Raw genomic sequence first — 25,963 nt, 5'->3', positions numbered from 1 at the left:
TAAGTCGCCAACGCTGTATTTCTATGTCCGGAACGTATAGTATTGCTAATGACGTCTTTTTCATTTCCAACAATTTAAACACTAATTTCTCCCTAGAGGAATTTCATTATACGATTAAGGGTACCATTTCAATATGAGGTTCGTTACAATAGGTGTTCTGGCAAATTATTTTATCTTTATGCAAACGAACAGGAGGTTGTCATGTTTTTCTTAGAAGCAAAACGTATTATTGTCGTCATTTTTGGTTCCCTATTACTTGCAATCTCGCTTAACTTCTTTTTAATCAATGCAAATGTCTATGCCAGTGGATTTTCAGGAGCTGCACAGCTGACATCCAGTGTATTAAATGATTTCTTAGGCGTTGAAATTAGTACAGGAATACTATTGTTACTCTTCAATATTCCCGTCTTTATATTAGGGTGGTACAAAGTAGGTAGAGGATTTACGATTTATAGCATTGTTTCCGTTATTTTTGTAACAATTTTTTTAGAAGTCTTGCCTGTCCTTTCTTTATCAGAGGATATTATTCTAAATGCAGTGTTCGGTGGTGTAATTGCTGGAGTGGGTGTTGGAATCTCCATGAAACTAGGGGCATCCACCGGTGGAATGGATATTATCGCCATGGTCCTATCACGTTTACAAGATAAGCCAATCGGAACATACTTTTTACTGTTGAACGGTGTCATTATCGTCTTGGCAGGCTTTCTGTATGAACCAGAAAACGCATTGTATACGATGTTAGCTTTGTATGTGACTACAGTTGTAATCGATGCAATTCATACCCGTCATGAAAAAGTGACCGCCATGATTGTTACTCAAAAAGCGGACGAGTTACAACAGGCGATTCATCAAAAAATGGTACGTGGAATAACGATTCTTCCGGCAAAGGGTGCGTATTCGAAAGAAGATAAAAATATGTTATATCTCGTTATCACTCGTTATGAATTGTATGATTTAGAAAAAATTATTAGTGAAATAGATCCACATGCCTTTACAAATATCGTTCAAACTGCCGGAGTTTACGGGTTCTTTAGACGTGAAGGGGATCAAGTTAAGTAAGTCCGTAACAGTAAATACAAGTAGAAAAAGTGACTATACATCAATTGATGTATAGTCACTTTTAGTAGATTCAAAAAGGTTTTACTTCGAACCGGCCTTCCAACTCATTCCCCAGCCATAAGCCTGGTCCATCTTGGCATGCCCTGGAAAATAGTCAACAAGTCTTTTGACACTGAACGTCTCGTTTTGTACATTTTCAATCATTGCGATTGCACACATGATTTGTCCGTTGCGATGCTCATCAAGCTTGACAACAATATCTTCTCCACCGCCGTATGTCAACTTGACGATACCGCCTGCTTCTGACCAATTTGCCGCACCCTCATAAATGAATGCATACACAAGCACTCGTTTAATGTCCTTAATACGTGAACCATTGATACGCAGATTTTCTCCGCCTGTAGAAGCCCCCGTACGATCGTCGTGGTCAAGCTGAATATAAGGAAAGTCTTTCAACGAGCCAAATGCGTTACCAAGTGCCTGAACACAGCCCTTTTCTCCCGAATTTAATTCATACAGGCAACCAAGATCTAAATCAAAGTTTTTCTGTCCGCCACCAAACAGCGAGGATAGGAATCCGCTACTTTTAGCCACTTTGGATTTTTGATTCCAGTTCAGGTTAACTAGAATCTCACCTACATCATTTCCTTTTTTCGTTAAATTTATGGACTGTCCTTTTTTCTTCAGTTCGATTATGCCGGTTCCTCCAGTCACTTACCGAAATTTTTCATGCTGTCCTGTAACTGAGCAATCCTTTTCATACCGTCTTCCCTCGTGCGTTTGTTTTCATCTTCAATAGCTCTCGTTTCCTCAAGCCCTTTCACGATTGTGCTCCAACTTTCTTCAATCGTTTCAATTTTAATACTCGGACCACCCGCAGTACGGGCAATTTCCACACTTTGTCTAGCAATATTCTGCGAGTTTTTCAGTAACATTTCATTGGTCCTTTTATCAAGTTCGTCCATAGAATCCGCTACAAGTTTTTGACGTTTCGCAGCAACCGCTTGGATAATGCCGTTTTTGAATATCGGAATTGTTGTAATGAATGCCGAATTAATTTTCCCAATAAGTTTCGTGTTACCGCGTTGTAGGACACGGAGCTGGGGTGCTGTCTGCAATGCGACCATTCTCGCCATTTCAAGGTCATAGACCCGCTCTTCAAGCGACTGAATTGCGTTGTTCATCGTATCTAATTCCATCTGCGCTAACTGATCACCGCCAGCTGATCTTTGTTCGAGAGCTGGAACGAGCGCCCGCAACTCTTCAACTTTGATCTGCCCCGCAACGACATATTTTTCAAGTGCCATATAATAGTTATAATTTTGGTCATACATTTCATCCATATTGTTTGTTGAACGAATCATTTCGTCTTTATACTTTGATATTTCGATGTGTATGCCTTCGATTTCCTTGCCGAGCGTTTGGTACTTGCCAAACACTTTTTCAATTAATTTATCTCCACGTTTAAAAAACTTGCCTAAAAAACCTTTTGGCTCGTCAAAGTCATTTTTATCGAATTTATCCATCGTTTTCCCAAGTTGTTTCAACATCTCGCCTGAATCAGTTACACTCGACGAACGCATGGAAGCCAATATGCGATCAGCAAAGGTGGAAATTTCGACAGCTGGTTCTTTCCCGAACTCCAATAATCCAGTCTGATTCCTCGTGTCGATTGAGCGGACTAAATTCTGCACTTCCGTATCCTGTCGCAACTCATGACGTAACATTTCTGCTTTATTTTCTGTTAATGCTTCTACTTCATAATTTTTCGTTTCTTCGATGACAATCAATCCCTTCCATTAAAAAACCGATTTAAAAAACCGCTTACAATTGATAAATCCTTTTTATGTTCCTGATACGGTAAATCGAACACCATATCTTCCAGCAAATGATGATCAAAGTAATCTTTCTCGATAAAATGCTCTAAATCATTGTGACCAGGTGGATTGTATAAAATAATATCAAGGCCAAATTCATTTAATAGTAATAATAAAGCTGCATCCGCTCTTGATAATACGCCATTTATTTCATTATTATATAAAACTATTTTCGGAATTTCCTGCGCATAATCAAACGTCTGTAATAGGTTGGGTAGTTCTTCCGACAGGTTTATTGCCTGGGTAAACAAGTAAAGAGATACTTGTTCCAGACTTTCCCCTGGTTGTGCATTCATTTTAGGATTGGCACACATTCGAGCAATTGCTGCTGCAAGTCCCAATTGGACGCCATCATGAAGATAACCATACTGCCACCAGTTGCTCTTCAACATCTTTTCCAGGTTTAAACGACCGTCTTTACCAAGTGCGTGTTGGTAATGATATTGGTTATTCGCTTTTCTCTCCTGCATAAAAGGGAACTTTTTCACTATCATGCAATTTGGTTGGCTTGTGAGCTTATGCATTTTATCCCAATAATCTTTCCGGTTTGTCGAAACGCCTGAAATCTTCGCGAATAGCGACGGGATCTTTACTTCATTCCCACTTGCCGAGAAGTTGGGGCGTATAAATGCCTTTTCTTTCGCTAATATGAAAATCTCATCGTATGTTGTCTTCAACGTGACTGACATGGGGTGATGATTGCGGAACTGCCACGGCTTATAATAGGCGGACCCTTCGTGGTGAAGTACATGATCAATTTCTTTCGAAGCACGATATGCGACAGTCCCTTGCCGTTTCGGCTCTTCTTGTGGGAAAGGCTGGATAGGCATCGTTGTCGGGTATGCCGTTAGTACAGACCATTTATTTTCCGGATCAATCTCTTTAAACTCGTCTTTTCCTTCCGGATGAAGTATGACAACATCCATTCCTAGTAAAGTTACATAAAACAGAAAATACATCTGGCTTTTGTTCATATCCCCGTACCAAATAATATGCGGAACATCCTTCTCAATCGGTGTTCCCTTCACCCATGGATCGATATGGTTCCAAGTCCATTTGATAATATCGAGAAAAACGCGCCGAAATTCCGGATGATGAAATGAACCCGCATGATTTTCTTTGAATCGCTCAAACACTTCGATAAGTGCTGATCGGATCAGCCTGTTGAAATCATGATCTTCTACATATTTTGGGAGCAGTTGAGCGCCTTCCAAAAAGGCGACAAACCGGTTGATCGAAAGATTCGGTTGTTCCTGAATAAGATCATAAATGCGTTGAATCGATTGAAAGCGTTCCGGCGGCATTGTTTTATCAAGTGTTTCAGATAGTACATGGACACCGGGTGCCTGGCTCACTGTGAATAATTCAATCATATACTCTGTTTCATCGAACCCCGCTCCGACAATACGCGCAGCAATCTGACTGTATTGTACACTGTCTTTTTCAACTCGATAATCAGGGCGGGCGGTGATCGACTTACTCAGTTCGGTCGCCCAATTAGAATACTCAACCTTCTTAAGTATCAGTTTCCTTATCATCTTCACTCCCTCCAATCACCTATTTTTTTGCGTCAATGGAAGGGGCCAAGTCCGATGTCGTCAACGGATTTCAGGAATTGATGGGAGCCGCATTGAAAGAATTGTTTCAATGATTTCCTCCGCTGCCAAAACTCCTGTCTTTTTTGTCAGTCCAAGATGACCAAAATTTACTGCTGCTTCCCCGTGCCGTGGTATCAGACCGAATTTCGCATGTTCAATCAAGCATACGTCAAGATTAGAATCGCCCGCAGTAAAGACCGTCTTCTTTCCTTCTTTCTCTGCGACATAGTTAACTGCATCCCATTTATTGATGAATGATGGAATGAAGTAAACCTTTCTACCTTGAACTGAAAATATCCAGCCATACTCAGCTGCCCACCGAGAATAATCCTTGATTCGTTCAGGAGAGAGCGGTGGTTTGATAATCATGTAAACAAAAAAACGATCTACAACGTGAATCGGTTCCGTCAATAAAGCACCCGGAGTCTCTTCTATTTTCCGCTTCACATCTTCCACTGAAGCCGTACTTCCATCTATTTTAGCACGGACATAATCCTGCCATTGCATATCTACATTTCCATCCTTAAGCACAACTGCGCCATTACTTGTAATCGCATATGTAGGACGGATTTCTTCACGAAATAGCGAGATACGATTATATTGCTCAGCAGTTCTTGTCGTTACAGGAACAAACATCATCTCATCAGCCAGCTCGCGTAATAGTGTAATCGCCTTTTCCGTCATAAAAGAAATTTCTTTTCCATTATATACTTCGACACTTCGAACAGGTACACTCACAGGATTCCTACCAAGACGCCGGTTTGAATAGATAAGCGTCCCGTCTAGATCACTTGCAAATATCATAACTTTTTCTCCACGGGTTTGATAAGTCCACAACAAGTATAAGCCATCTGTTCGTAAACCTCCACGGGAACATCCCTTTCTTTTGCCAGCTGTAAAATGTGTTTGATCTGAGGGTCGTTCAAATCCTTAACTAATATCTTCCACGGCAGACGTCGTAAAAGTACACGGGTCGTCTCGCCAACGCCAGGTTTGATGAGGTTCATATCTTCAATTCCATAGTGCTTCTGAATCAACGCGACCGTTTCCAACCCTAGCCATGTCGGGGTCATGTCTGTGTTCCTTAAAGTTGCTTTCGTCGCTTCGATTAACGCCCCTGTCGCTTCAAATTCTGCTGTGATTACATCAACATAATAATTCGATACATCTTTATCACGAAGTTCTGAATAGACTTTCGCTCCATGGAAATCCGTCTCACCGATCCAGTGGCTGTTCAGAACCGTACGACTGATTAGCCCAGACACCGTAGAATTCAAACAAGCACTCGGAATAAGATAATCTTCCCGCGTCCCGTATAAAGAAGAACAGTGACCCGGATCCGCCAATACGACAAGTTCGTCATCAAGCGTAATTCCATGTTTTTCTTTGAACATGTCCACAGACCTTGTCAGCTCTTTAGAAATAGCGCCCTTACCGGTCCACCCGTCAACAAAGACGATCTGCTTCGCCGGATGGTGGTTAGTAATATAGAGCATCGCATTTTCATCGATGCCTCGTCCACGAATGATTGACACGCAATAATGAGGCAAATCCGTTCCGTATTTCATCTTAATATAGCGCTTCATCAGAATACCGATTGGCGTACCGGCCCTTGCAAGAGAAACAAGAACAAGGTTCTCTCCCTTTTTTTCTATGAGCAGTTCCGAAATCGTGCCGACCCCGGCAGCCACTTTTCGTTTTGAAGTATGAAGTGACTCGTAAAACAAATTTAAATAGGCTGCCGTCGGCTCATATTCAACCGGTAGCATTTCCGAGTAATGGACTCCGCTTTGAATAGCCTCTTCCCGTTCATTTAGACTTCTTTCTAAACTCGCATCTGAAAGATCTTTCAATAGAAAAACTACATCATTAGATGAATAACTTCCCGTCAGTATCTGCATCTTCTAATCACACCTTTCAAGTGAAGTCTACAATATGGATTGCAGGTAATCCTTTGAATTGGCGCAATATCGGTTCGAGTCTTTTGTCATCCATTGGACGTTCAAAAAACAAGAAAACTTCATCATATTTCATGCCGGATACATTATACGCATAATTCATGGTTGCTGGATCGTCGGGGCTTTCGAAAGCCAATCGATCTTTTATCGGATAGCCTTCCTGGTCTATCGGAAATATCGGACTTCTAGTCGTTGAATGAAAAGATACACCCTCGCCCATGTAAACAGCGGTTTTCATCGGAATGTGCATGAATTCTCCTGTGCCAAGACATAACGTCCTTTTTCCTGTCCTATATTTCTCCAAATACTCCCCCACACTCCGACAATACGCCTCAACATCCTGTTTGTTGGCCGATGAAATGCCGAACCTTCCAGTCAGAGCCGAATAATATGGACCTTTTTTAAATCCGAAGGAATCAATTGATGAGTATATAAAGTGAGGAAGAGGTACAGGCAATGACTGCAGACTAATTCTTTCAAAACTAGGAACTACACTAAGCGATTCACCAACAATATCACTACTCTCAGTTAAATTAGGTGTTCCTTCGACTTGAATTGTTCCCGTCAATATAGCATACGTCGTGATTCGAATTCCATGCGACTTCTCAAATTCCCTCAATCGCTGCTGATCTTCTTCACTCCGCCAGTCCAAAAGGGATAAGATTGTATATTCTTCACGTGGAAAACGCTTTTGAATAGAAGCAATGATATTCAAAGCTGTATTACCTGTGGTAATTTCATCGTCCACAAGACAAATCGGTTTGTCATTTTTCAAAAAATGCTCCGGGGCATAGCAACGCTGATCACTGGCGTGTGAATGTTCTTCTTCAAAATAGAGTGTCACCTCTTGATCGGCAAGCATTTCTCTTGTCGAATGAATGTAGACAGCATTTGAAAAACAGTCAAAAACGCCATGACCGAGGGCCGTTGCCGTTTCCGCGAAACCGATAAAAATAACCGGCTCATCAAGTTGGCAGCGCAATTTTTGCACAATCGAATAGGCAGTTTGTAATTTCTTAGTAGAGCCATCCCTTATTGCTTCGATTAACTGATCTTTTCCAGGCATTTGTTTAGCTACCTTACCTTCATAATAAATGGCAGCCAGCAGTGCTGACGCAATTAATGGCACTTGAGGAGTTATAGGGATGTGCTTCCCCAATACTTTACTGACGAACAAAAAAGACCTTTTTTTATTAATCCGCGCGGCCATCTCATATAAAGTTTCCGCCCGGAGTTCGAGTGGATTTTGTTTGATTTGTACATGTACTTTCATGGACTCGCAAACATTATGTGTATATTTACTCGGATAGTAAATCGATGAATGTGATGTTTTCATTGTACACCCCGTATATATCAGACTTAATCAATACTTTTTGTGCCCAGTATAAATGGGGCTTAATCTCATTCATTTTGTTCATAAATTCACTTTTAAAAACACCTTTTTCACCAGTCGCCTGCTGATAGATGCTTAGCGCATCCACATATTCTTCCTTCGTCACGACATGCAATGCTTGGACGGGCAAGAGATGGGATGGATGAATAATGGTTTTTCCGACTAAACCATTCGCTTTATCCAATAGAGTTTCTTGAATTAATCCGTCAAAATCCTTTCGAATCAGTTCTTTTCTGAGTAAAAGACCCTCCGAACCTAAGTGGTCATGAAATGGTGTCTCACGTAGTTGTGGTTTCAAGACACGCCCGTTTGATGAAAAATGTTCCCAGACTGGGCCAGATACGACGAACCCATCATGTTGTCTGGAAAATAGATTAACGACATCCGTAATCAGTTCATTAACAATGGAAATCTCATAGACAGTCGTCTCACTATCTCTCCTCAACCCATAAAGCCCACATAGATCGGTGGCCCCGATACGGATATTCAAAATAAGATCAGCATACTGAGCAACTATTTCCTTTAACCTAAGCAACTCATCCAATCGCCGCTCCTTGTAAAGGACACTCGGTGATTCAAGAATCGGCATACCATAAAGAACTGTATTCGCTTGCTTATTCAGCAGACGAAGCGCAGATAAAAAGTCTTCCGCATTGTCTGATGAAAACTTTGGAAACACAAAACCTACAAGGTTCTTAAGTGCATCGCCAAGACGTTCCGCTATGTCTACCATCTGTTTTGCACTTCGCACCCGGACAAAAATGAGCGGGGTCGTTTCTTCTGTGAGTCGACCTTCCTGTACTGCAGCGGTGATCTTTTGCATATGAAGAATCAGCTTATTTTCCGCCTCTTCTACTTCATGATCCCCTATTGCATCTTCAAGACAGATGGCTACTGTAACAAGCTCCTTAAATTTGTTTGTAATAATAAGATCGGCTATATCTAACCTGGTTGCCGGCATATACAATAATGCACCCAGACTGTATGACAGCCGTTTTTTATCGGTATGCTTCGTAATCGTCAACGGTTGACGATAAAATAAATCTTCCACGCTTACAGCGGCTATGTCATTAAAGTACTTCAATCAGAGCATCCACCTTCTGTACTGCTTTATTTAGGGTAAAGAAAAAAGAAGGGGCTAGCCTTCTCTTTTCTTTGTATTAAGCCAACTTACGCTTATTTCTATTGTGAATAACAAATGTAGCAAGGAACGTAATAATTAAGATGATAAAGAATACATAGTGGTGCACATCGTAACCAACAACACTCAATCCCATCTTAATCGCTATTAGCATAATCAGCACATACGCTGCCGTTTCGAGTTCTGGCACTTTGTCAATTAACTTTAGAAATACGCCGGCAATTCCGCGCATCATCAATACTCCGAGCATTCCCCCGAGAAGAAGTACCCAGATTTGTTCACTGACACCGAAAGCAGCAAGCACACTATCTACCGAAAAAGCAATATCCATAATCTCAACAGCGGCAATCGTTCCCCAGAACGTTCCGAAAAGACGAATTAGAATACCCTCTGTTTTCATACCTGCAATTTCTTCATCATTACCTGCTTCTTTTGACTTGTCGATAAAGTACTTAATCGCCAACCAAGCTAGATAAGCCGCACCTAATGCCTTGACCCACCACAATTTAATGAGGAAAACACCGACCCCAATTGCAATGAACCGGAAGATATAAGCGCCAAGAAGTCCGTAAAATAAAGCTTTTTTCCGTTGCTTTTCCGGTAAATGTTTGACCATTACCGCGAGTACGAGTGCATTATCAGCGGACAACAATCCCTCAAGTATGACGAGGGTGCCGATTAAGCCCCAACTGACCGGATCGCTTAGCACTTGTACCCACATATCCCAGTCAAAAAAGGCGGCATATGTATCGATTATTCCATTAATTATATTCATTAGTTCCTCCCAGTAATAAAACGATAAAGGAATTCAGCCCTATATCAGCCTGTAAATTTATACTTCCAAACCATAGTTTTTGCAGAGTGCTTCCAGACCTCCGGAGAATCCGCTGCCGATTGCATTGAATTTCCAATCGTTACCGTGCCTGTACAATTCGCAGAAAACAACAGCCGTTTCAATGGAAAAATCTTCTCCCAAATCGAAACGTAGTAATTCTTCCCCAGTCGCTTCATCCGAAAGTCGGACAAAGGCATTTGACACCTGCCCGAAATTTTGGCTTCGCGTTTCTGCATCATGAATCGTAACCGTAATACCTATCCGGTCAACATACGCGGGAATTTTTGAGAAGTCCACGATTACTTGCTCGTCATCCCCATCTCCCTCACCCGTCCGGTTATCACCCGTATGTTGAAGAGCTCCACTCGGATGCTTAAGATTATTGTAAAAAATAAAATCATGATCATTCTGGCAACGGTTGCTTGCATCGACAAGAAATGCAGAAGCATCAAGATCGAACTCTTTTCCGCCAGAGTATTTATTCGTATCCCAACCGAGTCCAATAACTCCTCGTATAAGCCCCGGGTTTGTCTTCGTCAAATCAACTTTTTGCCCTTTCGATAACGTGATCGCCATTCGAATCACTCCTGTTCGTCATAGTTGAACGCTGAACTCCTATAACTTTGTCCTCCATTGATTAAGCTTGTAGTCCATAATCCTTTACAAGGGAAACTAGACCACCCTGATAGCCACTGCCAATCGCACTAAACTTCCATTCGCTACCATGTCTATATAGCTCACCTACAACAACAGCTGTTTCAATGGAGAAGTCTTCCCCTAAGTCATAGCGGATCAACTCTTCGCTGTTTGCATCGTTAACGATTCGTACATAGCTGTTCGAAACCTGACCGAAGTTCTGATTGCGTTCCTCTGCATCATGGATTGTAATCGTGAACGCTATTTTTTCAACCGTGGCCGGTACATTTGCAAGACTGACTTTGACTTGCTCATCGTCTCCATCGCCTTCACCTGTCAAGTTGTCGCCGGTATGGACAACGGAACCATTTCCGCCTTCAAGATTATTGAAGAAGATGAAATCCTTTTCGTTGTCACATTTTCCTGTTGCATTTAATAAAAATATGGATGAATCGAGGTCAAAGTCTTTCCCGCCGTCATATTTATTCGTATCCCAACCCAGACCGATTGTGATGTTTGTTAATCCTGGATTACTTTTCGTCAAATCTACTTTTTGCCCTTTGCTCAATGAAATAGCCATTTATGTCATCCTCTTTTCTTTTTTATATTTTATGAATATTTATTAACCATTTCTCCCAGACCCGCATCTGATGAGCCTGAACCAACTGCAGCGAATTTCCACTCACTGCCACTACGATAAATTTCTGCGACAGTTAAGCTTGTAGATCCTGCATAGCTTTCCGACAAACTAAACTTTAGCAATTCCTCATTATTCGCCGAATTCATGACGCGGATAAATGCATTTTCCACTTGGCCAAAGTCCTGTTTACGTTTTACACAATCGTAAATATTAACGACAAACACCAGCTTATTAATGCTCGCAGGGATCATCTTCAAGTCAACGATCACTTGCTCATCATCTCCGTCGCCATCTCCAGTGGTATTATCACCTGTATGTGTAACGCTGCCACATTTACTCTTCAAATTGCCAAAGTAAACCAAATTGTCTTTACTCACAAATTTATCGTCTTGTAGCATGATGACAGAAGCATCAATATCCATATTAGAATCACTACCACCGGCGTTACCGCCACCGAAAAGCCCGCCGAGTAATCCACTCTTTTTTTTCTCAATCGGATCCCAACCGAGTCCCACAACAATTCTTTCAAGGCCTGGATGACCTTTCGTCAAATCGATTCGCTGGCCCTTTTGCAAGATAATTGCCAATTCAATCACTCCTTCTTATTTTAAATTAAAATCAACATATTCTCACATTAAATACAATCAATCTTTATTTTACTACACCTGAGATCAGACTACCAAAACAATGATTATGTATAACTCTTTTCTACTCTGCAATACTAAATCCAATCTAAATTATCATTCGACAAACGTTTTTCAGCATCAGTAAATTAGGTAAGAAAAACAGCTCAAGGTTGGATAACTCAATCGTTCCTGCGTCAGTAGCAATAACTTTTTTAGTTCATCACAATCACTACTTCTTACTAGTACGGTTCTACGGGTGAAAAGGTTTCAAAAAAAAGGATTCCCTATTCATGGATTCCCTTACATCTCCGCTTTACTGCTTATTTCAAAAACATCAAAGACATTTTTCGTAAAAACGAGTGACATGACTTTCCCTTCTTTTTCGTAGAAGTGAATATTCCCTTGTTGTTCATCTTCAAGCTCCGTCCAGCCCCACGACTTTATTTCCTCCAAATAATGCTTGGGCGGTTCTCCCTGCTCCCCACCAATAGCGTTCAATTTGTACTTTGCCGATTTCACAATTTCTGTCGTACACGCTTCCGGTCTTAACTCACTCGCATTTTTTGGAACCGGAAAACCGTGATTAATGACCGCCATGCGATAGCCTTCTTCTTCGCTATAAACATTCGAACAACCCGCCATCATACCGCCGATGAAAAGAAGCACAAATACTCGTTTCATTGCGTCATCCCCCTCACAGAAAATTCACTACCCATTTCTTCCAGATTACTAGAAATATACTGATTTGTCATGGGACGTATTTGTGACAAAGCAGGCGAAATGGTTCATAAGGGTGATAAGGTAATTCCTAGCGGTGATAAACTGCTTAGTGTCGTTGATAACGTTTAAATCACTTCATTTATTCATGAAATATCCATTGAAAACCGAACCATGTCCCTGCATTGAATGCCGTTTTCAAAAATTTCTTCCTCGTAGTGATCTAAGAAGAAGTCTTGAATCACACCATCGATACGAAAACCACATTTCTGATAAAACCCCAATTGACTAATACTGGAGTTTCCAGTTCCAACTTCAAGCGACTTGCAGCCCAACATCCTTGCGGTCTGAATCGCGTCGTTGATTAACTTCTTCCCAATCCCGCGGCCTTGTATACTCGCATCCACAGCAATATTTATAATCTCCATCTTACTATCTCCTAATTTAACAAGCACATAGACACCGACAATCTTGCCTTCTACTTCAGCAATACGGCATTCCCCGTAGGCTAAATACTGGTCCACTAGTTCCCGCGATGGATCGGCAAGGAGTAGAAGATCAAAGGGTGGAGCTTCATGCTTTAGTAAATTCCTCATTTTCATGTAATCACCTTTTTCGCGCATCATTAATTATTTCTTCGTATATTTCATGCCATCCATTATAGTATTTGGAGACGTCTTCAGATGAGATGAAGATTCGTCTGTTCGATTCATATTGTGCTTCAAAAGGATGCAATTCCGTTATGTCCATTTTGTAGAAAACTTGATAGCCTATTTGGGGGTAAATGCTTTGTTCATTCCACAACGGATTTTCATGATGATTAACTTCAATTGAACCAAGTAGTACACAATCCCCCGTTACATACCCTTCTTCCATCGCCTCTCGCTTGAAGCATACCTCCGCAGTCTCACCGGCTTCAATATGCCCTCCAGGAAAATCCCAGCCTCGGTCATTCAAATCGACCATCAACAGTTTCCCGTCTTTAAAACAAAAACCGTGGACACTTGTAATCAATTCCCGTTCCGGCAAAAGACCAATTTCCCATGTCAGTTTCAACTTATGGCCTCCCCAATCCACGTATGTACTAGTCATATCCGGTCTCCTTTCCCCAATGAAAAACCTTCAAATAGCCTGCCGCCATATGGTTTTAATACTTCATCTGTAAGCATGATAATTTCATCCTTATTGCCTGTTTTATAAAACAAATCGAATGCTTGTACAAATAGCCGAGCAAATTTTTCATCGAATTGACTTAAAGCGCGCACAACCCATTTTGACGACCCGACCCACTGAACGTTTGTCCGCAAAACGAATTCATGGATTTCATTGGCAAGTGTATTCGCTATGAAAAGGTCTTCTGCAGGATTTGTTGAACCAATCAGATCATCGAGTGCATCCGTTATCATATAACGTTTCATTACTATCGTTTCAATCGACCAAACCTCGGGACCTTTTTTCAATAGCACCTTAGCTTCATCCTTTATGAAAGAAACAACTCCAGAATCGAATAAGACGATACCTTCGGAAACCATCCGCGGCAATGACGGTCGAGCACTTTCACGGTCTGACTTGAAAAAGTCCCTATAAGAAGTGAGGTTATGGACGAACACTTCGATTGGCCATCCATATTCAAAAAGCGATTCGCGGTACGCCGATTCTACCTTTTCATCGAAAACAACAATGTCTAAATCTGATGTTGCCGTATCCTCACCTCTGACGACACTTCCCGCAAGCAATGCAGCTTGGCAATCCGGGAATTTTTCCGCTATAAACTTTTTCGCGGCTTCGACAGGCTGTATTCTGCTGCTATTCATGGACTCACCTCTCTCCAATCAATTTCAAGATCTATTGATGGTTACTTATATTAATAATCATTATGTACCCTAACAATAAAGTCGTTTAAATCCAGGGGTTGTTTCAATTTGAATACGCCGTCCGGTGCTTCACAGGATAGTACCTCTACCTTCATTGATATTTGGATCAGCATTATACATTCCCTAACATGGACTCCAATTCTTTTTGATTTTCAGCTATCCAACGCATTTCCTCTGCAAAACGTTCTGGGGGACCACTATGCTGATCCATGTTTGAATCTATCCACCATGTACTTTCCATAAACCACAACATTTTTAATGAGCTAATTATGAATCCTTTCTCAACTAAACATTTCTCACTATATCCTTCTATAAAAGCTTGAACATGGGAGACTTCAAAATTGTTTTCATATAAAGCCCCAGATATAACAGCTCTAGCAACATCTAGCTTTGGATAGTCATATTTCATCCTATCGAAATCCAAAACGGCACTTACTGTTTTCTCTTTGAACAATAAATTGTCTACCCATAGATCACGGTGGGCCCACCCAGTTTCATTCAGATTAAAGGCTTCCAAATTTATCGTTTCAGTTACTTTATATTGCGTTTCTAGTATTGGCAGTAAATGAGATTTGTCAGTAATATTCGCATGATTCCAAGCAGATTTCCAATGGGCCAAACGCTCCTCCCGACTTGGAGGGATAAATTCGGATCTTCTCTTAAGCCTTGGTGTACGGTCATTTAACAAATCATGCATATTCCCTGTTACCCGTCCTAAGTCATACATTTGATGAACATTTATTTTGCCGGGAGGGATTACAGTGCCATCACAATATTCCATTAACATAAAAAGTTCGCCCTTATCCGATTCTAAAAGAAACTGATCTTCATAAGAATAGAGTTTAGGGCATGGAAGACCTCCTTTATGTAATCGCATTTGTTGAGAGAAAGCGAATAAGAGTTCATCGCGGTTATATTTTTTGTATCTTTCCTTGTTATATTGCTTGATTAAAAAAACACCAGAATCTGTTGTTATTCTCCACTTTAAATTTAACCAACCACGTTTTATAGGTGTAGCTTCTAATACATTAAACCCAAAAAATCGTTTACAAGTGTTGATAAGGTCGTTCAATACTATTTCTTCTGATAAGACAAGGTCCAAGTTACATCTCCCCGTATTTCTTTATATATATATTGACAGATGAATACGTATCTAAATGTATTTAAGAGACATTTTAATTTCAACTTATATACGAACACAGCTGATTTTTAATACATCCACAGTTTTAGCAACATGCTCCATCAGCCAACTATCCCGATACTCACCTTCATGTAGCTCATTTGCCGGTAGTAATTTCACCTTTTCGAAACCACATTTTTCATAACAATGAATTGCACGCTCATTCCACGTTTGCGGGTCCATCACAATTCGGTCCGCATCTTTTTCTTTTATCAAGTACGTCACCATTGAACGGACGAGTTGTGTTCCTATGCCTTTATCCCAATAAGCGGACTCGCCTATGAACTGATCCATTCCGTAGACCATCTCCGATGAGTTGTCATAGCCGTAAATTTGTCTTTCCTGTTCGTCCACTATGTAAAACTGGACATAGCCAATTGGAATTCCGCTAAATTCAACCAGGCATCTTAGCACATTTTCTTCAGAGTCAAAGAATTCTTGCTCAACCTTCTCAATATTGAACGGATTATCCCGCCCTTCGTAATAACGAAGAATTTCCGGGTCTGATAACCATTTCGAGAGTAGGACCTTATCAACTCTTTCTAATTCCCGGACTTGCAAATTCCCTTCGTTAATAAGGAACGACCTTGGTTCTCTTCTATTTAATACCTCATCAACAAACTTCAATTTCGCATCAGCGTATAAACTCTCATTATTCGGATATGTGGCAGCCAGCTTTTTCTTCAATGCTTCATATTGTTTGGCTACATCAGGATGTTCATTCAAATAATCTCTAAAAAAGGTATGTTTCTGCCACCAATCCCCGCCATATTCTACAATATGAAGGACATGTGTTTTTGTCAGATCCTCCAGGTTTGTAAACTTAGCGAAAACAACTTTCCCTTCTATTTCCACACGACCAAGATGGTAATAACCGGCTTCTTTTAATCTCTTTTTATCAAATTTCGCTACATCATCCATTGATCGAACACCAACAAGAATATCCAGTAACGGCTTCGCGGCAATTCCTTTGATAGAGGTACTTCCCATATGTTCAATATCCACCACTTGCATTCCAATTGCCTCGCTCAATAATTCTTTTTCCTCAATGAAATCTTCTTCCCAGCCAGTAGCATGCGGTACTAATCTGACTTCCCCTTTGTTCAGTCCTAACATACTCAACACTCCTCATATGACAAAAATGGTTCATACATCGTGATCGCATGGTTTTCTGTAATGAATTCATCCTCGATAAGTTCGCCTTTCAGGTTGTACGATTCCCTGTAAATCGTATTATGACGCACATAGCCGCCCCATGATTCACGTGTGAAACTGTGTTCTTTCTCGTATACTTTATAGGTGCGATTAGCCGCTAGGTACGCACGCCATTCACCGACGAGCGAGTCGTCCGTCAGATAGACGATAAGCTGATACGGTTCACTTGTTTCGTTCTTTAGTTGCAAATCAAGATAGTTATAGGCACATGTAGCGCCGCTGCCGAACGGCTGATTACGTTTTGAATCCGGGAAGACGTCGTAACTGTGGCGATAGCGCTCTGTAATCGTTAGCGGTGTATGAAGTGTCATCCAATAAATTAAATTCGACAACTGACATAGCCCCCCGCCAACGCCTGTCGTCACTTGCCCGTAATGCAATATCATCCCAGCAACGTACCCTTTACGCTTCGTTGTACTGCCTATCAAGCGCCAATAGGAAAATGTCTCTCCAGGCTGGATCACAATTCCGTTCAATCGTTTTGCTGCTATCTTCAAATTCGTAATCTTATTGGTTTGTAATTCCATATCAACATCTTTCAGTTTGCGAAGGAGCGGTGTTCGGTGTTGAAAAACAACCTGGTTCAGTTTCTCCACTGACCGCTTCATTGCATACTTTTTTCCGTCCATGTACCACTCTGAATAACGTTTCAGCCGATACACTTTCTTTCCGAAAAATATACGCATCTTACTTCGCTTTTTCGGTTTCAATGAATTCACCCGCTTCATCCCCTCTCCTAACTTATTCTCTTTTCTTATCACTTTGTCCTTTGAATTTCCCAAAAAGTCTATGCATTTCATGTGCAATTTTCTGCAAGTCACTATCCGATTGTTGCCTGTCACCGAAATACCGCAGACAACCAAGCCGTTACAACATACACTTTGGGTATAAAGAAATTTCAAACGGAGGGATTGCAATGACTATCATCAACGTTAAAAATTTGAAAAAAGCTTACGGCACGAATGTCGTTTTAAAAGGATTGGATTTTCAAGCACAAGAAGGCGAAATAATCGGGGTCATCGGAAAGAACGGAGCAGGTAAATCGACGTTTCTCGAAATCCTTATGACAATCAAACAATATGACACCGGAACAGTGTTCGTTTTTGATGAAGAAATAAAGGCACTTTCAACTAACAAGCTGGAACAAGTTCGACAACAAATTTCAGTCGTCCTCCAGCCGACTCAGTTCTATCAGACGCTGAAGGTGCAGGAGTTGCTGTGGTTATTTAAAGCGTATTACAAATCGCCCATTGATATCGAAACAATCATTACTGATTTCAAGTTACAACCGCATCGAAAAAAATATTTCGATAAACTTTCCGGAGGATGGAAACAGATTGTAAGCTTGGCCATCGCCTTTTTATCACAACCGAAACTTCTAATTTTAGATGAACCGACGACGGGTCTAGATCCGCATATGCGCAATATTCTTTGGACGTACATTATGGAATACAACGAGCGTACAGGCGGCACGGTCATTCTAACAACACATAATATGGATGAAATCGAATTGTACTGCGACAAAGTGATGCTTATAGATAATGGCGTCAATGAAATCTTCGATACAACGGAAGGTATTTTGGCATCAGGCTATACATCCGTCAATGCATTTTATCTTGAGAAAGTATCCATATAAGGGGGAGAAAAATATGTTAGCGACACAGTTAAAGTACGACTTACTTATGTTTTCAAGGGAATTGTTTTACTTGGTTTTCACGATTGTCGTGCCGCCAATTACGTATATTTTCATGGGGCAATTGTTCGGAGATCAGACATATGCAGGTAACTTGAGTTATGCACAAACGTATACACCGTCATATATTTTACTTATTACATTCACCACAGTATTTTTTGCTTTCGGGTTCGATCAGGTGACGCATCGTACAACGGGTGTGGAAAAGCGAATCAGACTTTCACCCGTTTCTAAAAACACGCTTTTACTGTCAAGTATCATCCGCTCCATCATCATTACAAGTTTCGGATACCTGTTCATTTACGCAATTGGCATGCTTGTATATGACTTGCAGTTTCAAGTATTGAATTTCATCACGGCCTACGGGTTTTTCATCATACTTAATGCTGTTCTGCTTGTTATCGCTTCAGCTATTTATTCTTTTTTCAACGAGATGAAAAGTGCTTTGGTTTTCTCCATCGTCATTTTCCAAGTTGTCATCTTCACTGGAGGATTTGCATTCCCAATCAGTATGATGCCGAAATTCATACAAGTCATTGCCGATTTTAATCCGCTCTTTCATATGAATAATTTATTCATTGCAGTTTGGAATGACCAGCTTACTTTTGACAATAGCTTACTTATTTCTATTGGATACATTTCTTGTTTAGTAATTATCGCATTGCTCGTTCTCCGTATTTCAAACAAAAAACGCATTTGACAGACTATCAGACAATGGTAAATTGGATGTATATACTATTGTCGATAGGGGTGTATTTGGAATGAAAGTATCATTAAACATTGATCGTGATTACGAAGAAACCAAAGTAACAATTGAATGCCCAGAATTAGACGATTCCATACAAGAAATTCTTGATTTCATCAAAGGTCAGGATTCGGAGTTCCTCGTCGGGAGAGACGGCGATATGCAGCATATTTTAAAACCGACGGATATTCACTACTTTCATACTGAAAAAGATAGTGTGGTCGCTGTGACAGCTGCTGGTTCATTTAAACTAAAAGAGAAATTATATGAACTTGAAGCGTTTCTACCATCGAGTAAATTCATCCGGCTTTCTAAATCGGTCATTGCTAATCTTCATGAAATGAGTCGTTTCGAAGCATCGTTTAACGGAACGCTATGCGTGTATTTCAAGTCAGGGGAAAAAGAATACGTCTCCAGAACATACGTCAATTCCATTAAAGATTCCTTGAAAATGAACAGGAGGAAAAGCGAATGAAAACCTTTTTATATAGAAGTATCATCGGTATTTTCTTCGGCGCATTCATCGCTGTGATTCTGACCAATTCAGTTGTGCTATTCAGTGATAAAGATATGCTAGATGGACAATTATTCCTTAAAAACTCGCTTGGTTCTATTTTCTGCGGCTGGTTTTTCACAGTCACACCGCTCTTTTTTGAAAATGCAAATTTGCGCTTGTCTCAACAGACCGCGCTGCATTTCGTTACAGTGGTAATTCTGTATTTCATTCTCGCATTCGGAATCGGTTGGATTCCGTTTACAGTAAAAAGCTTTTTACTCGCATTAGGATTATTCATTGTTTTCTATTCTGTATTTTGGACTTCTTTCTATCTTTATTTCAGAGGGCAGGCGAAAAAGATGAATGCGGAGTTGGACGGACTTTGATTTATCAATATTCATCGCTATTTTTTTGTTATGACCGGCACGGACGTAGTTATGCTCGCCACGAGACAGGTTATGACCGGCAACGGTTTAATTACAGAAAAGCCGTGCCTGTTTGTTGCCAGGCACGACTCTTACATCATATTCTTGATAAGTCTGATCGCCATATAAACGGCGATTCCCCAAACGACCAAAGCGGAAACTTTATTCAACAGCGCCATCAGCTTGCCTGTCGAATCCAACTTCCCGAAATAGCGCCCGGCAGTTGCGATCCCGAAAAACCAAAACCACGAAACGATGATTGTCGTCAGCGTGAATGCCATACGTACATTCCCCGTGTAATTCAGTGAACTTGATCCGATAACTCCAATCGTATCGAGAATTGCATGAGGGTTCAATAGAGAAACCGAAGCCGCAAAGATGATTTGCTTTTTAGCTGAAAACCGCTCTCCATCCACCTGCTTCGACATCACATCACTTTTCCATAAAACAAAACCGATATAGAGTAAAAAAAGAATACCAATACTGAAAATAATATTTTCCAACCAGGCAAACGTTAGGACTAGAACTGATACCCCGGACACCGCCGCCACAATTAGAAGTGTGTCGCAAATCCCCGCAGTGATAACAACCGGCATCGCTCTCATAAACGTAGGCTGCAACGCCCCCTGATTAAATACAAATACATTTTGAACGCCTAACGGCACAATCAAGCCGAATGCCAGAATGATTCCGTGTAAAATCGCCTCAGTCACTTTCCCACCTCATTCAATCGCTGTCCCTATTCAATTCTTGAATGAAAGACTTTATCCTTCTTTTCTAAATAGAAAAAGCCATGCCAACTTCGGCACGGCTTTCATATTTCCCAATTATTTTGTCTTCTGCAGAATAACAACTTTCAAATAGTTGAATTCAGGGTAATCACGGTTCGTCCGGAAGTCTTTAGGCAATGTCGATTCCTCAAGAATCTTATACCGGGAGCCCGCTTCATTGAACGCTTGCTCGATGAACGTTTTAAATTTCTTCATGCCGAAACTCGAGTTGTTCGTCGATGCAACAATGATGCCATTTTTCTCAGTAATCGCAATCGCATCCATTAGTAATGCCGGATAATCTTGCGCTGTACTGAATGTGTACTTTTTGGTACGAGCGAAACTTGGCGGGTCAAGGATGACTAGATCGAATTTCAAATCATTCCGTTTTGCATAACGGAAGTAATCAAAGACGTCCATCACTTTGATATCCTGCTGTTCATAATCAATGCCGTTGACACTGAACTGCTCGATTGTTTTTGCATTACTGCGTTTCGCCAAATCGACACTTGTTGTCTTCATCGCTCCACCAAGGACTGCCGCAACGGAAAATGCACCCGTATAGGAGAATGTATTCAGCACGTTTTTACCCTCGGAATACTTATCGCGAATCGCTTTGCGCATATCACGCTGATCAAGGAAAATACCAGTCATTGCACCTTCATTCAAATTGACTGCGAAATTCATGCCATTTTCTTTGACGATAATCGGGAAATCCCCTTGCTCCCCTTTAACGAAATCATCCTGCTCGATGTATCCGCCTTTCGTGTCAAAGCGTTTTTTCTCATAAATCCCTTTATAATCAATGATTTTATCAAATACACTGTAAACATGATGCTTGAGTGAGTAAATTCCTTCACTGTACCAGCTTACTACAAAGTAGCCATCGAAATAATCGATTGTTAATCCACCGATGCCATCGCCTTCTCCATTAAACACGCGGAAAGCTGTCGTATACGCATCTGCAAATAAAGCTTCACGTCTCCCAAGTGCCGCGGCGATTCTTGACTCAAAAAAGTCGAAGTCGATTTCTTCTTCCTCTTTTCTCGTCAGTACCCAGCCGAGACCTTTGTTTTGCAAGCCATAATAGCCTTTCGCAACAAAGCGACGATCTTTATCCACTAATCGAACAATAGTGCCTTCCGTGGTTAGAACATTGGAATTAATAATGGCATCCTTTAAAATTAACGGATAGCCTTTTTTAAAATCGGAAATATTTCTTGCATTTACTTGTAAATCAATTGTTTTTGTCATTATGTCATCCTTACTTGATCGTTTTCTTTATTATCGCACGTTTTAGCAGGAATTGCGACAAACGTAGTATGTCCTTATTTTCCTTATATTCATCTTTCCACCTTTATTGATTGACAGGAAAGCGAAGAAAATAAGCTGAAAAGCATGGAGAAAAATAGTCCAAGCTTCTTTTTTAGGCTACCGTGGATGCTAACTATCATGTATTGAGGAAACTGATATAGAAAATTCGTATACAAAAAGAGAGCATCCCTGCCAGACGGTAGAATTGCTCTCATTTATTGACTTCTTTAGGCGAGCAGCCGAAACGCTAAACTTTTCCACATACTCATACGGATAGGCGGTTGTTCTCGCTGGCCTCTTGCCTGATCCAAATAGGTTTGCAAATCTCCCGCAAAAACAGGCTTTAAACAGGGCAGTTGCGAAAAATGATGGGGCTGTACTAAACTTGGAGCAATGTTGAACATATGCAAGCCACCTTCATTTACGACCATCGCTACAAATTGCGAACAGAAAAATGCATGCTTGCGTTGAATCCCCTTATTCACGGCTACGCCAAACAATCCGATAAAATTATATTTATAAAGTTCTTTATTCTGTTCAATCATTCGGATTTTATCAAGCATCCGCGTGTATTCCTCCGCCGTCACATCACAGCTATAAACTGCACATGTCGCCTGTCGGAATATCCCTTCCGTAGCGCTTTCTTTCACAAAACCACCAACAAAGGGATTATGTCGCTGCTTCCGACCGAAACTATACATCTCATTTAGCTCTTCATCAAATGCGATAGATGTATGATTCAGATCTTTCCGCGTGTACATCCCTATCGCTTTTGACAGCAAAGTCCCCGTATCCGTAAGAACGATATATATTGTTTTTTTCATAACCATCAACCCCTTGCGATCTCTTACTGTTACATCCATTATGTGCCTTCCGATAAGATAACTAAACCGGCTGTGGATGGAAACTGTCTAAGACCCGGGACTTAGATAGCAACGGGTTTTCTGGACAGTTGATAAACTAAACTTCTTTATACTTACTATACGTTTCAAATGGGGTCGGGGTTTCATATTTCCGAGAATATTCGGATGCCGAATAAAAATACAGAGCGAACGGATTTGTTCACTCTGCAGATTAGTACGGCTACAAAAACATCCATTTCCTCAGATGTCTCACTTTAAGGTTTGTGTTCTATAATATGCTCATTATAATTGACTTTAACACAGACTCACCAAGATGCACAGTTATATTTTAGGTTCACTGTATTATTTTCCCTTACCAGAATAATTCCCCATCGCATCCCTCATGAACACCGCAAGCCCCTCTCCAAACTGGTCAATATTCTTCTTAAATCGATCATCGGCGACATACATTTCACCTAGACCTTGGAATGCTTCCAACGAATAGTTTCCTATCTTATTGAGGAAATTAAACCATTCACCTATACCAGCTTGTGCTTCATCAGAGGATGGATCCATATGACGTATTTTCGCTAAACTAACGTAAATGCGGTTCATTTCCTCCCCTAGCTCTGGCCCAAACTGTGCCGCTTTTTTATTCGATTCATCTACCGCCTCCTGGCCCCAGCGTTCTCTTGCTTCCTGTTCATATGGGTTCTCACCGAAGTCAAACCCTTTAAATTTCTCTTCGTTCGTCATTGATAATTCCCCTCTTCCATGTTGAATTGTTTTCTCAATCGTGTTGATCATACTATCAAGCTGCTTTCGCTTCTCAAGGAGCATTTTACGCTGCATTTCAAAAGCTTCCGCCCGATCAAATGAAGGGCTTGTAAGCAACTTCTTGATTTTCTTCAAAGAGAAACCAAGTTCACGAAAGAACAATATTTGCTGCAACGTCGCCAAATTTTCATCGGAATAAAGCCGGTACCCTGCTTCCGTCGTGCGATCTGGCGTTAACAAACCGATGGCATCGTAATGATGAAGCGTGCGCACACTAACACCGGTCAACTGGGCTACTTCTTTTACTTTCATCGCTTCTAGTCTCCCTTCAAAATCAACTATAAAGTATGACGTTACGTGAGAGTCAACACAGATAAGAAAATTCATTCAACCTTTTAACCACAAAAAGAAGATCATTGTATAAGCAAGCTTTTCATCAGACGTAATATGCGCTCCAAAACGAACATGTTCGTGATAGGCGGTGCTTTGAAAAGCAGGTTTCAGCGCATAAGGAAAAATTCCAAAACGATACGACACTGTCATTCTTCCCATCTCATCCTTTACGTCAATGTCACCCGCCATGCTTTTTGCTTCCAATTCACGCCAAACCGAACCATCTGCTTGATACAAAATACCACGATTTTTGAGGGCAGATTTCGACAGATATTGACTATAAGTGCTCATTAATGTGCTATCCGGTTTCCTCAGAGATAACTCGTATCGCTTCACATTATCTTTGATCGTAAAAGATGCTATTTGTTGTCCACTTCTATCTAAAATTTCGTAGTGTGCAGGAATGATAAAGCCCTTCTCAAACAAGGCAAAAATCGTAAGCCACCTAGATAGCTGCCCTTTAGCTGGTTCAATTGTAAATAACGGATTGCCATCCGAATCGACGTTATACATTTTCGGTAAGAGGGAAGGCACTCGCTGAAAATTTAGTTCATTGAGATCTTCCAAGTTCAACATGCTATCTCTGGCACTGATTGTTCCATGGTTTAATTTTTCATGTGCACTTTTGAAATAAAATCCTGCGCCTATCGAAAGTAATGCGAACAATCCGGCCCCAAACAACGTTTCACCATTTTCAGCAATCCCTTCATATCCGTAAAAGTAATAAATGATTCCGAAGATTGCTGCGCCAATGCCACCTATAAAGCTGACTTTCGACGTTTTCCTATAAATTTCTTTCATTTCCCACGTCACCATCCCTTTCATACATCGTGATTGGTTCGGCTACTGGTTGTCAACTACTATTTAACTATTCTTAGGAATCAAAAAAAGAGATCTCCGGACTATACCGAAATCTCTTCTTTATCAATAAATATATTGCACTATAAATTACTATCTCTTTTGCAGTTACTCAATCGGCATCCAAATCTCAATCATATCCTCCGTTGCTCCTGCAGGATAGACGTATCTTTCAAAGTCATAGCATTCCCGCAGTTGAATACCCTCCATTTTAATGATGGTGTCATATGTAGCAGGAATCCCAGGGATGCCCCCTTCCACCGTAGCAACGATAAATTTCCCTGCTGGGATGATGACCTCTTCCGTATTTGGAAAACTTTCAGCAAGTGACGATTGGATACCGGCAATGTAGTGAATCTCATCGCCTACCATTGATAAGCACACACCAAATGATTCCTCCACGACAACTTCTTTCTCAGCAATTTTTGAATTCAACGTCTCCCATTTACCCGGAATTTCCGAAAGCGGCCCTTTTAATCCATACCCTTTCACTTTGAACTCTTCAACTTCAACAATACGTGTTTGCATTTGAATCTCCTCCTTGTTTAAATAGCTTTCAATCGCTTCCATCGTCTGACGCAAATCGTCCATTTCAAGTTCAATTTGCTGTCTCCTTTTCTGTAACAACGACTCCATTTGCTCGTCTCCTTCAGCGAGAATAGCGGAAAGTGATACCCCGAATTGCCTCAATGTTTTAATCCGTAGCAGTTGTTGCTGTTCAGTTTGTGAATAAAAACGGTAGCCTGTTTCTTGATTAACGAAGGCAGGTTTAATAAGTCCAATCTCTTCGTAATGTTTAATTGCCTTCACCGTAACACCAACAAGGTGAGCCGTTTTTCCGACAGACAGCATGAACATCCCTCCTCTTAACTAACAATAAACCTACCCGTTAGGTGCGAGT

At 40.9% G+C, this 25,963-nt stretch carries 29 protein-coding genes; 5 read left to right on the top strand and 24 right to left on the bottom strand.

Annotation, left to right across the window (positions count from 1 at the left end):
* Positions 1-201: 201 nt before the first annotated feature.
* Entirely contained in the window at positions 202-1,059 is an 858-nt protein-coding gene (locus MKZ11_RS06305) for a YitT family protein (RefSeq protein WP_340793144.1), read from the top strand.
* Positions 1,060-1,140: 81 nt separating this feature from the next.
* On the opposite strand, the gene MKZ11_RS06300 is transcribed toward MKZ11_RS06305, so the two are convergent.
* From MKZ11_RS06300 to MKZ11_RS06215, 18 genes are all read right to left on the bottom strand, one after another.
* Positions 1,141-1,773, bottom strand: a complete 633-nt coding sequence (locus MKZ11_RS06300; RefSeq protein WP_340793143.1) for a TerD family protein — start codon at positions 1,771-1,773, stop codon at positions 1,141-1,143.
* Positions 1,770-2,786, bottom strand: coding sequence for a toxic anion resistance protein (locus tag MKZ11_RS06295; RefSeq protein WP_340796933.1), 1,017 nt, complete (start codon positions 2,784-2,786; stop codon positions 1,770-1,772). Before MKZ11_RS06295 ends, MKZ11_RS06300 begins: the two co-directional genes overlap by 4 nt.
* Before the next feature lie 59 nt (positions 2,787-2,845).
* Positions 2,846-4,474, bottom strand: coding sequence for a YceG family protein (locus tag MKZ11_RS06290; RefSeq protein WP_340793142.1), 1,629 nt, complete (start codon positions 4,472-4,474; stop codon positions 2,846-2,848).
* A gap of 60 nt (positions 4,475-4,534) precedes the next feature.
* The gene (locus MKZ11_RS06285; protein WP_340793141.1) at positions 4,535-5,338 is read right to left on the bottom strand and encodes an HAD family hydrolase; all 804 of its coding nucleotides are present in this window, start codon (positions 5,336-5,338) and stop codon (positions 4,535-4,537) included.
* Entirely contained in the window at positions 5,335-6,435 is a 1,101-nt protein-coding gene (locus tag MKZ11_RS06280) for a cysteine protease StiP family protein (RefSeq protein WP_340793140.1), read from the bottom strand. Before MKZ11_RS06280 ends, MKZ11_RS06285 begins: the two co-directional genes overlap by 4 nt.
* A gap of 16 nt (positions 6,436-6,451) precedes the next feature.
* Entirely contained in the window at positions 6,452-7,828 is a 1,377-nt protein-coding gene (locus MKZ11_RS06275) for a phosphoribosyltransferase family protein (protein ID WP_340793139.1), read from the bottom strand.
* Complete coding sequence (locus MKZ11_RS06270; RefSeq protein ID WP_340793138.1) at positions 7,791-8,969, bottom strand: HpcH/HpaI aldolase/citrate lyase family protein; 1,179 nt, start codon at positions 8,967-8,969, stop codon at positions 7,791-7,793. Before MKZ11_RS06270 ends, MKZ11_RS06275 begins: the two co-directional genes overlap by 38 nt.
* 76 nt (positions 8,970-9,045) lie before the next feature.
* Positions 9,046-9,801, bottom strand: coding sequence for a TerC family protein (locus MKZ11_RS06265; protein ID WP_340793137.1), 756 nt, complete (start codon positions 9,799-9,801; stop codon positions 9,046-9,048).
* Between the two features lie 57 nt (positions 9,802-9,858).
* Positions 9,859-10,437, bottom strand: a complete 579-nt coding sequence (locus MKZ11_RS06260; RefSeq protein ID WP_340793136.1) for a TerD family protein — start codon at positions 10,435-10,437, stop codon at positions 9,859-9,861.
* Positions 10,438-10,498: 61 nt separating this feature from the next.
* On the bottom strand, positions 10,499-11,077 hold the full coding sequence (locus tag MKZ11_RS06255) for a TerD family protein (RefSeq protein ID WP_340793135.1): 579 nt from the start codon (positions 11,075-11,077) through the stop codon (positions 10,499-10,501).
* Between the two features lie 29 nt (positions 11,078-11,106).
* Complete coding sequence (locus MKZ11_RS06250; RefSeq protein ID WP_340793133.1) at positions 11,107-11,724, bottom strand: TerD family protein; 618 nt, start codon at positions 11,722-11,724, stop codon at positions 11,107-11,109.
* A 339-nt stretch (positions 11,725-12,063) separates the two neighbouring features.
* Entirely contained in the window at positions 12,064-12,444 is a 381-nt protein-coding gene (locus MKZ11_RS06245; protein WP_340793132.1) for a hypothetical protein, read from the bottom strand.
* Between the two features lie 182 nt (positions 12,445-12,626).
* Complete coding sequence (locus MKZ11_RS06240) at positions 12,627-13,076, bottom strand: GNAT family N-acetyltransferase (protein WP_445326978.1); 450 nt, start codon at positions 13,074-13,076, stop codon at positions 12,627-12,629.
* Between the two features lie 10 nt (positions 13,077-13,086).
* Positions 13,087-13,572 (bottom strand): NUDIX hydrolase, encoded by a 486-nt coding sequence (locus MKZ11_RS06235; RefSeq protein WP_340793130.1) that lies wholly within the window; start codon positions 13,570-13,572, stop codon positions 13,087-13,089.
* Positions 13,569-14,294 carry a nucleotidyltransferase domain-containing protein gene (locus MKZ11_RS06230; RefSeq protein WP_340793129.1) on the bottom strand — a complete coding sequence of 242 codons (726 nt, stop codon included), beginning with the start codon at positions 14,292-14,294 and terminating at the stop codon, positions 13,569-13,571. Before MKZ11_RS06230 ends, MKZ11_RS06235 begins: the two co-directional genes overlap by 4 nt.
* Positions 14,295-14,466: 172 nt before the next feature.
* Positions 14,467-15,456, bottom strand: a complete 990-nt coding sequence (locus MKZ11_RS06225) for a phosphotransferase (protein ID WP_340793128.1) — start codon at positions 15,454-15,456, stop codon at positions 14,467-14,469.
* A gap of 84 nt (positions 15,457-15,540) precedes the next feature.
* Positions 15,541-16,650: a GNAT family N-acetyltransferase gene (locus tag MKZ11_RS06220; RefSeq protein WP_340793127.1), complete on the bottom strand. Its 1,110-nt coding sequence runs from the start codon at positions 16,648-16,650 to the stop codon at positions 15,541-15,543.
* Between the two features lie 2 nt (positions 16,651-16,652).
* Positions 16,653-17,477, bottom strand: coding sequence for a VanW family protein (locus MKZ11_RS06215; RefSeq protein ID WP_340793126.1), 825 nt, complete (start codon positions 17,475-17,477; stop codon positions 16,653-16,655).
* A gap of 188 nt (positions 17,478-17,665) precedes the next feature.
* Here MKZ11_RS06215 and MKZ11_RS06210 point away from each other — a divergent pair, with 188 nt between their 5' ends.
* The 4 genes from MKZ11_RS06210 to MKZ11_RS06195 all read left to right on the top strand — a co-directional run bounded on the left by MKZ11_RS06210 (position 17,666) and on the right by MKZ11_RS06195 (position 20,069).
* Complete coding sequence (locus MKZ11_RS06210) at positions 17,666-18,385, top strand: ABC transporter ATP-binding protein (RefSeq protein ID WP_340793125.1); 720 nt, start codon at positions 17,666-17,668, stop codon at positions 18,383-18,385.
* Between the two features lie 13 nt (positions 18,386-18,398).
* Complete coding sequence (locus tag MKZ11_RS06205; protein ID WP_340793124.1) at positions 18,399-19,142, top strand: ABC transporter permease; 744 nt, start codon at positions 18,399-18,401, stop codon at positions 19,140-19,142.
* Positions 19,143-19,203: 61 nt separating this feature from the next.
* Positions 19,204-19,662, top strand: a complete 459-nt coding sequence (locus tag MKZ11_RS06200; RefSeq protein WP_340793123.1) for a LytTR family DNA-binding domain-containing protein — start codon at positions 19,204-19,206, stop codon at positions 19,660-19,662.
* Positions 19,659-20,069: a DUF3021 domain-containing protein gene (locus MKZ11_RS06195; RefSeq protein WP_340793122.1), complete on the top strand. Its 411-nt coding sequence runs from the start codon at positions 19,659-19,661 to the stop codon at positions 20,067-20,069. The genes MKZ11_RS06200 and MKZ11_RS06195 overlap by 4 nt, the downstream gene beginning before the upstream one ends.
* A 131-nt stretch (positions 20,070-20,200) precedes the next feature.
* Here the strand turns inward: MKZ11_RS06195 and MKZ11_RS06190 are convergent, their stop codons facing one another.
* The 6 genes from MKZ11_RS06190 to MKZ11_RS06165 form a co-directional block, all read right to left on the bottom strand.
* Positions 20,201-20,821, bottom strand: a complete 621-nt coding sequence (locus tag MKZ11_RS06190) for a LysE/ArgO family amino acid transporter (protein WP_340793121.1) — start codon at positions 20,819-20,821, stop codon at positions 20,201-20,203.
* Between the two features lie 114 nt (positions 20,822-20,935).
* Positions 20,936-22,132 carry a class I SAM-dependent rRNA methyltransferase gene (locus tag MKZ11_RS06185; protein WP_340793120.1) on the bottom strand — a complete coding sequence of 399 codons (1,197 nt, stop codon included), beginning with the start codon at positions 22,130-22,132 and terminating at the stop codon, positions 20,936-20,938.
* A gap of 287 nt (positions 22,133-22,419) precedes the next feature.
* Complete coding sequence (locus MKZ11_RS06180; protein WP_340793119.1) at positions 22,420-23,016, bottom strand: hypothetical protein; 597 nt, start codon at positions 23,014-23,016, stop codon at positions 22,420-22,422.
* Between the two features lie 381 nt (positions 23,017-23,397).
* Complete coding sequence (locus tag MKZ11_RS06175) at positions 23,398-24,123, bottom strand: MerR family transcriptional regulator (protein WP_340793118.1); 726 nt, start codon at positions 24,121-24,123, stop codon at positions 23,398-23,400.
* A gap of 75 nt (positions 24,124-24,198) precedes the next feature.
* Positions 24,199-25,005, bottom strand: coding sequence for a hypothetical protein (locus MKZ11_RS06170; protein ID WP_340793117.1), 807 nt, complete (start codon positions 25,003-25,005; stop codon positions 24,199-24,201).
* A 165-nt stretch (positions 25,006-25,170) separates the two neighbouring features.
* Positions 25,171-25,914: a GyrI-like domain-containing protein gene (locus MKZ11_RS06165; RefSeq protein ID WP_340793116.1), complete on the bottom strand. Its 744-nt coding sequence runs from the start codon at positions 25,912-25,914 to the stop codon at positions 25,171-25,173.
* Positions 25,915-25,963: the final 49 nt, after the last annotated feature.

The organism is Sporosarcina sp. FSL K6-1508 (assembly GCF_038007465.1).
In the GTDB taxonomy this organism is placed as follows: Bacteria; Bacillota; Bacilli; order Bacillales_A; family Planococcaceae; genus Sporosarcina; species Sporosarcina psychrophila_B.
This window is presented reverse-complemented; position numbering and strand designations above follow the sequence as displayed.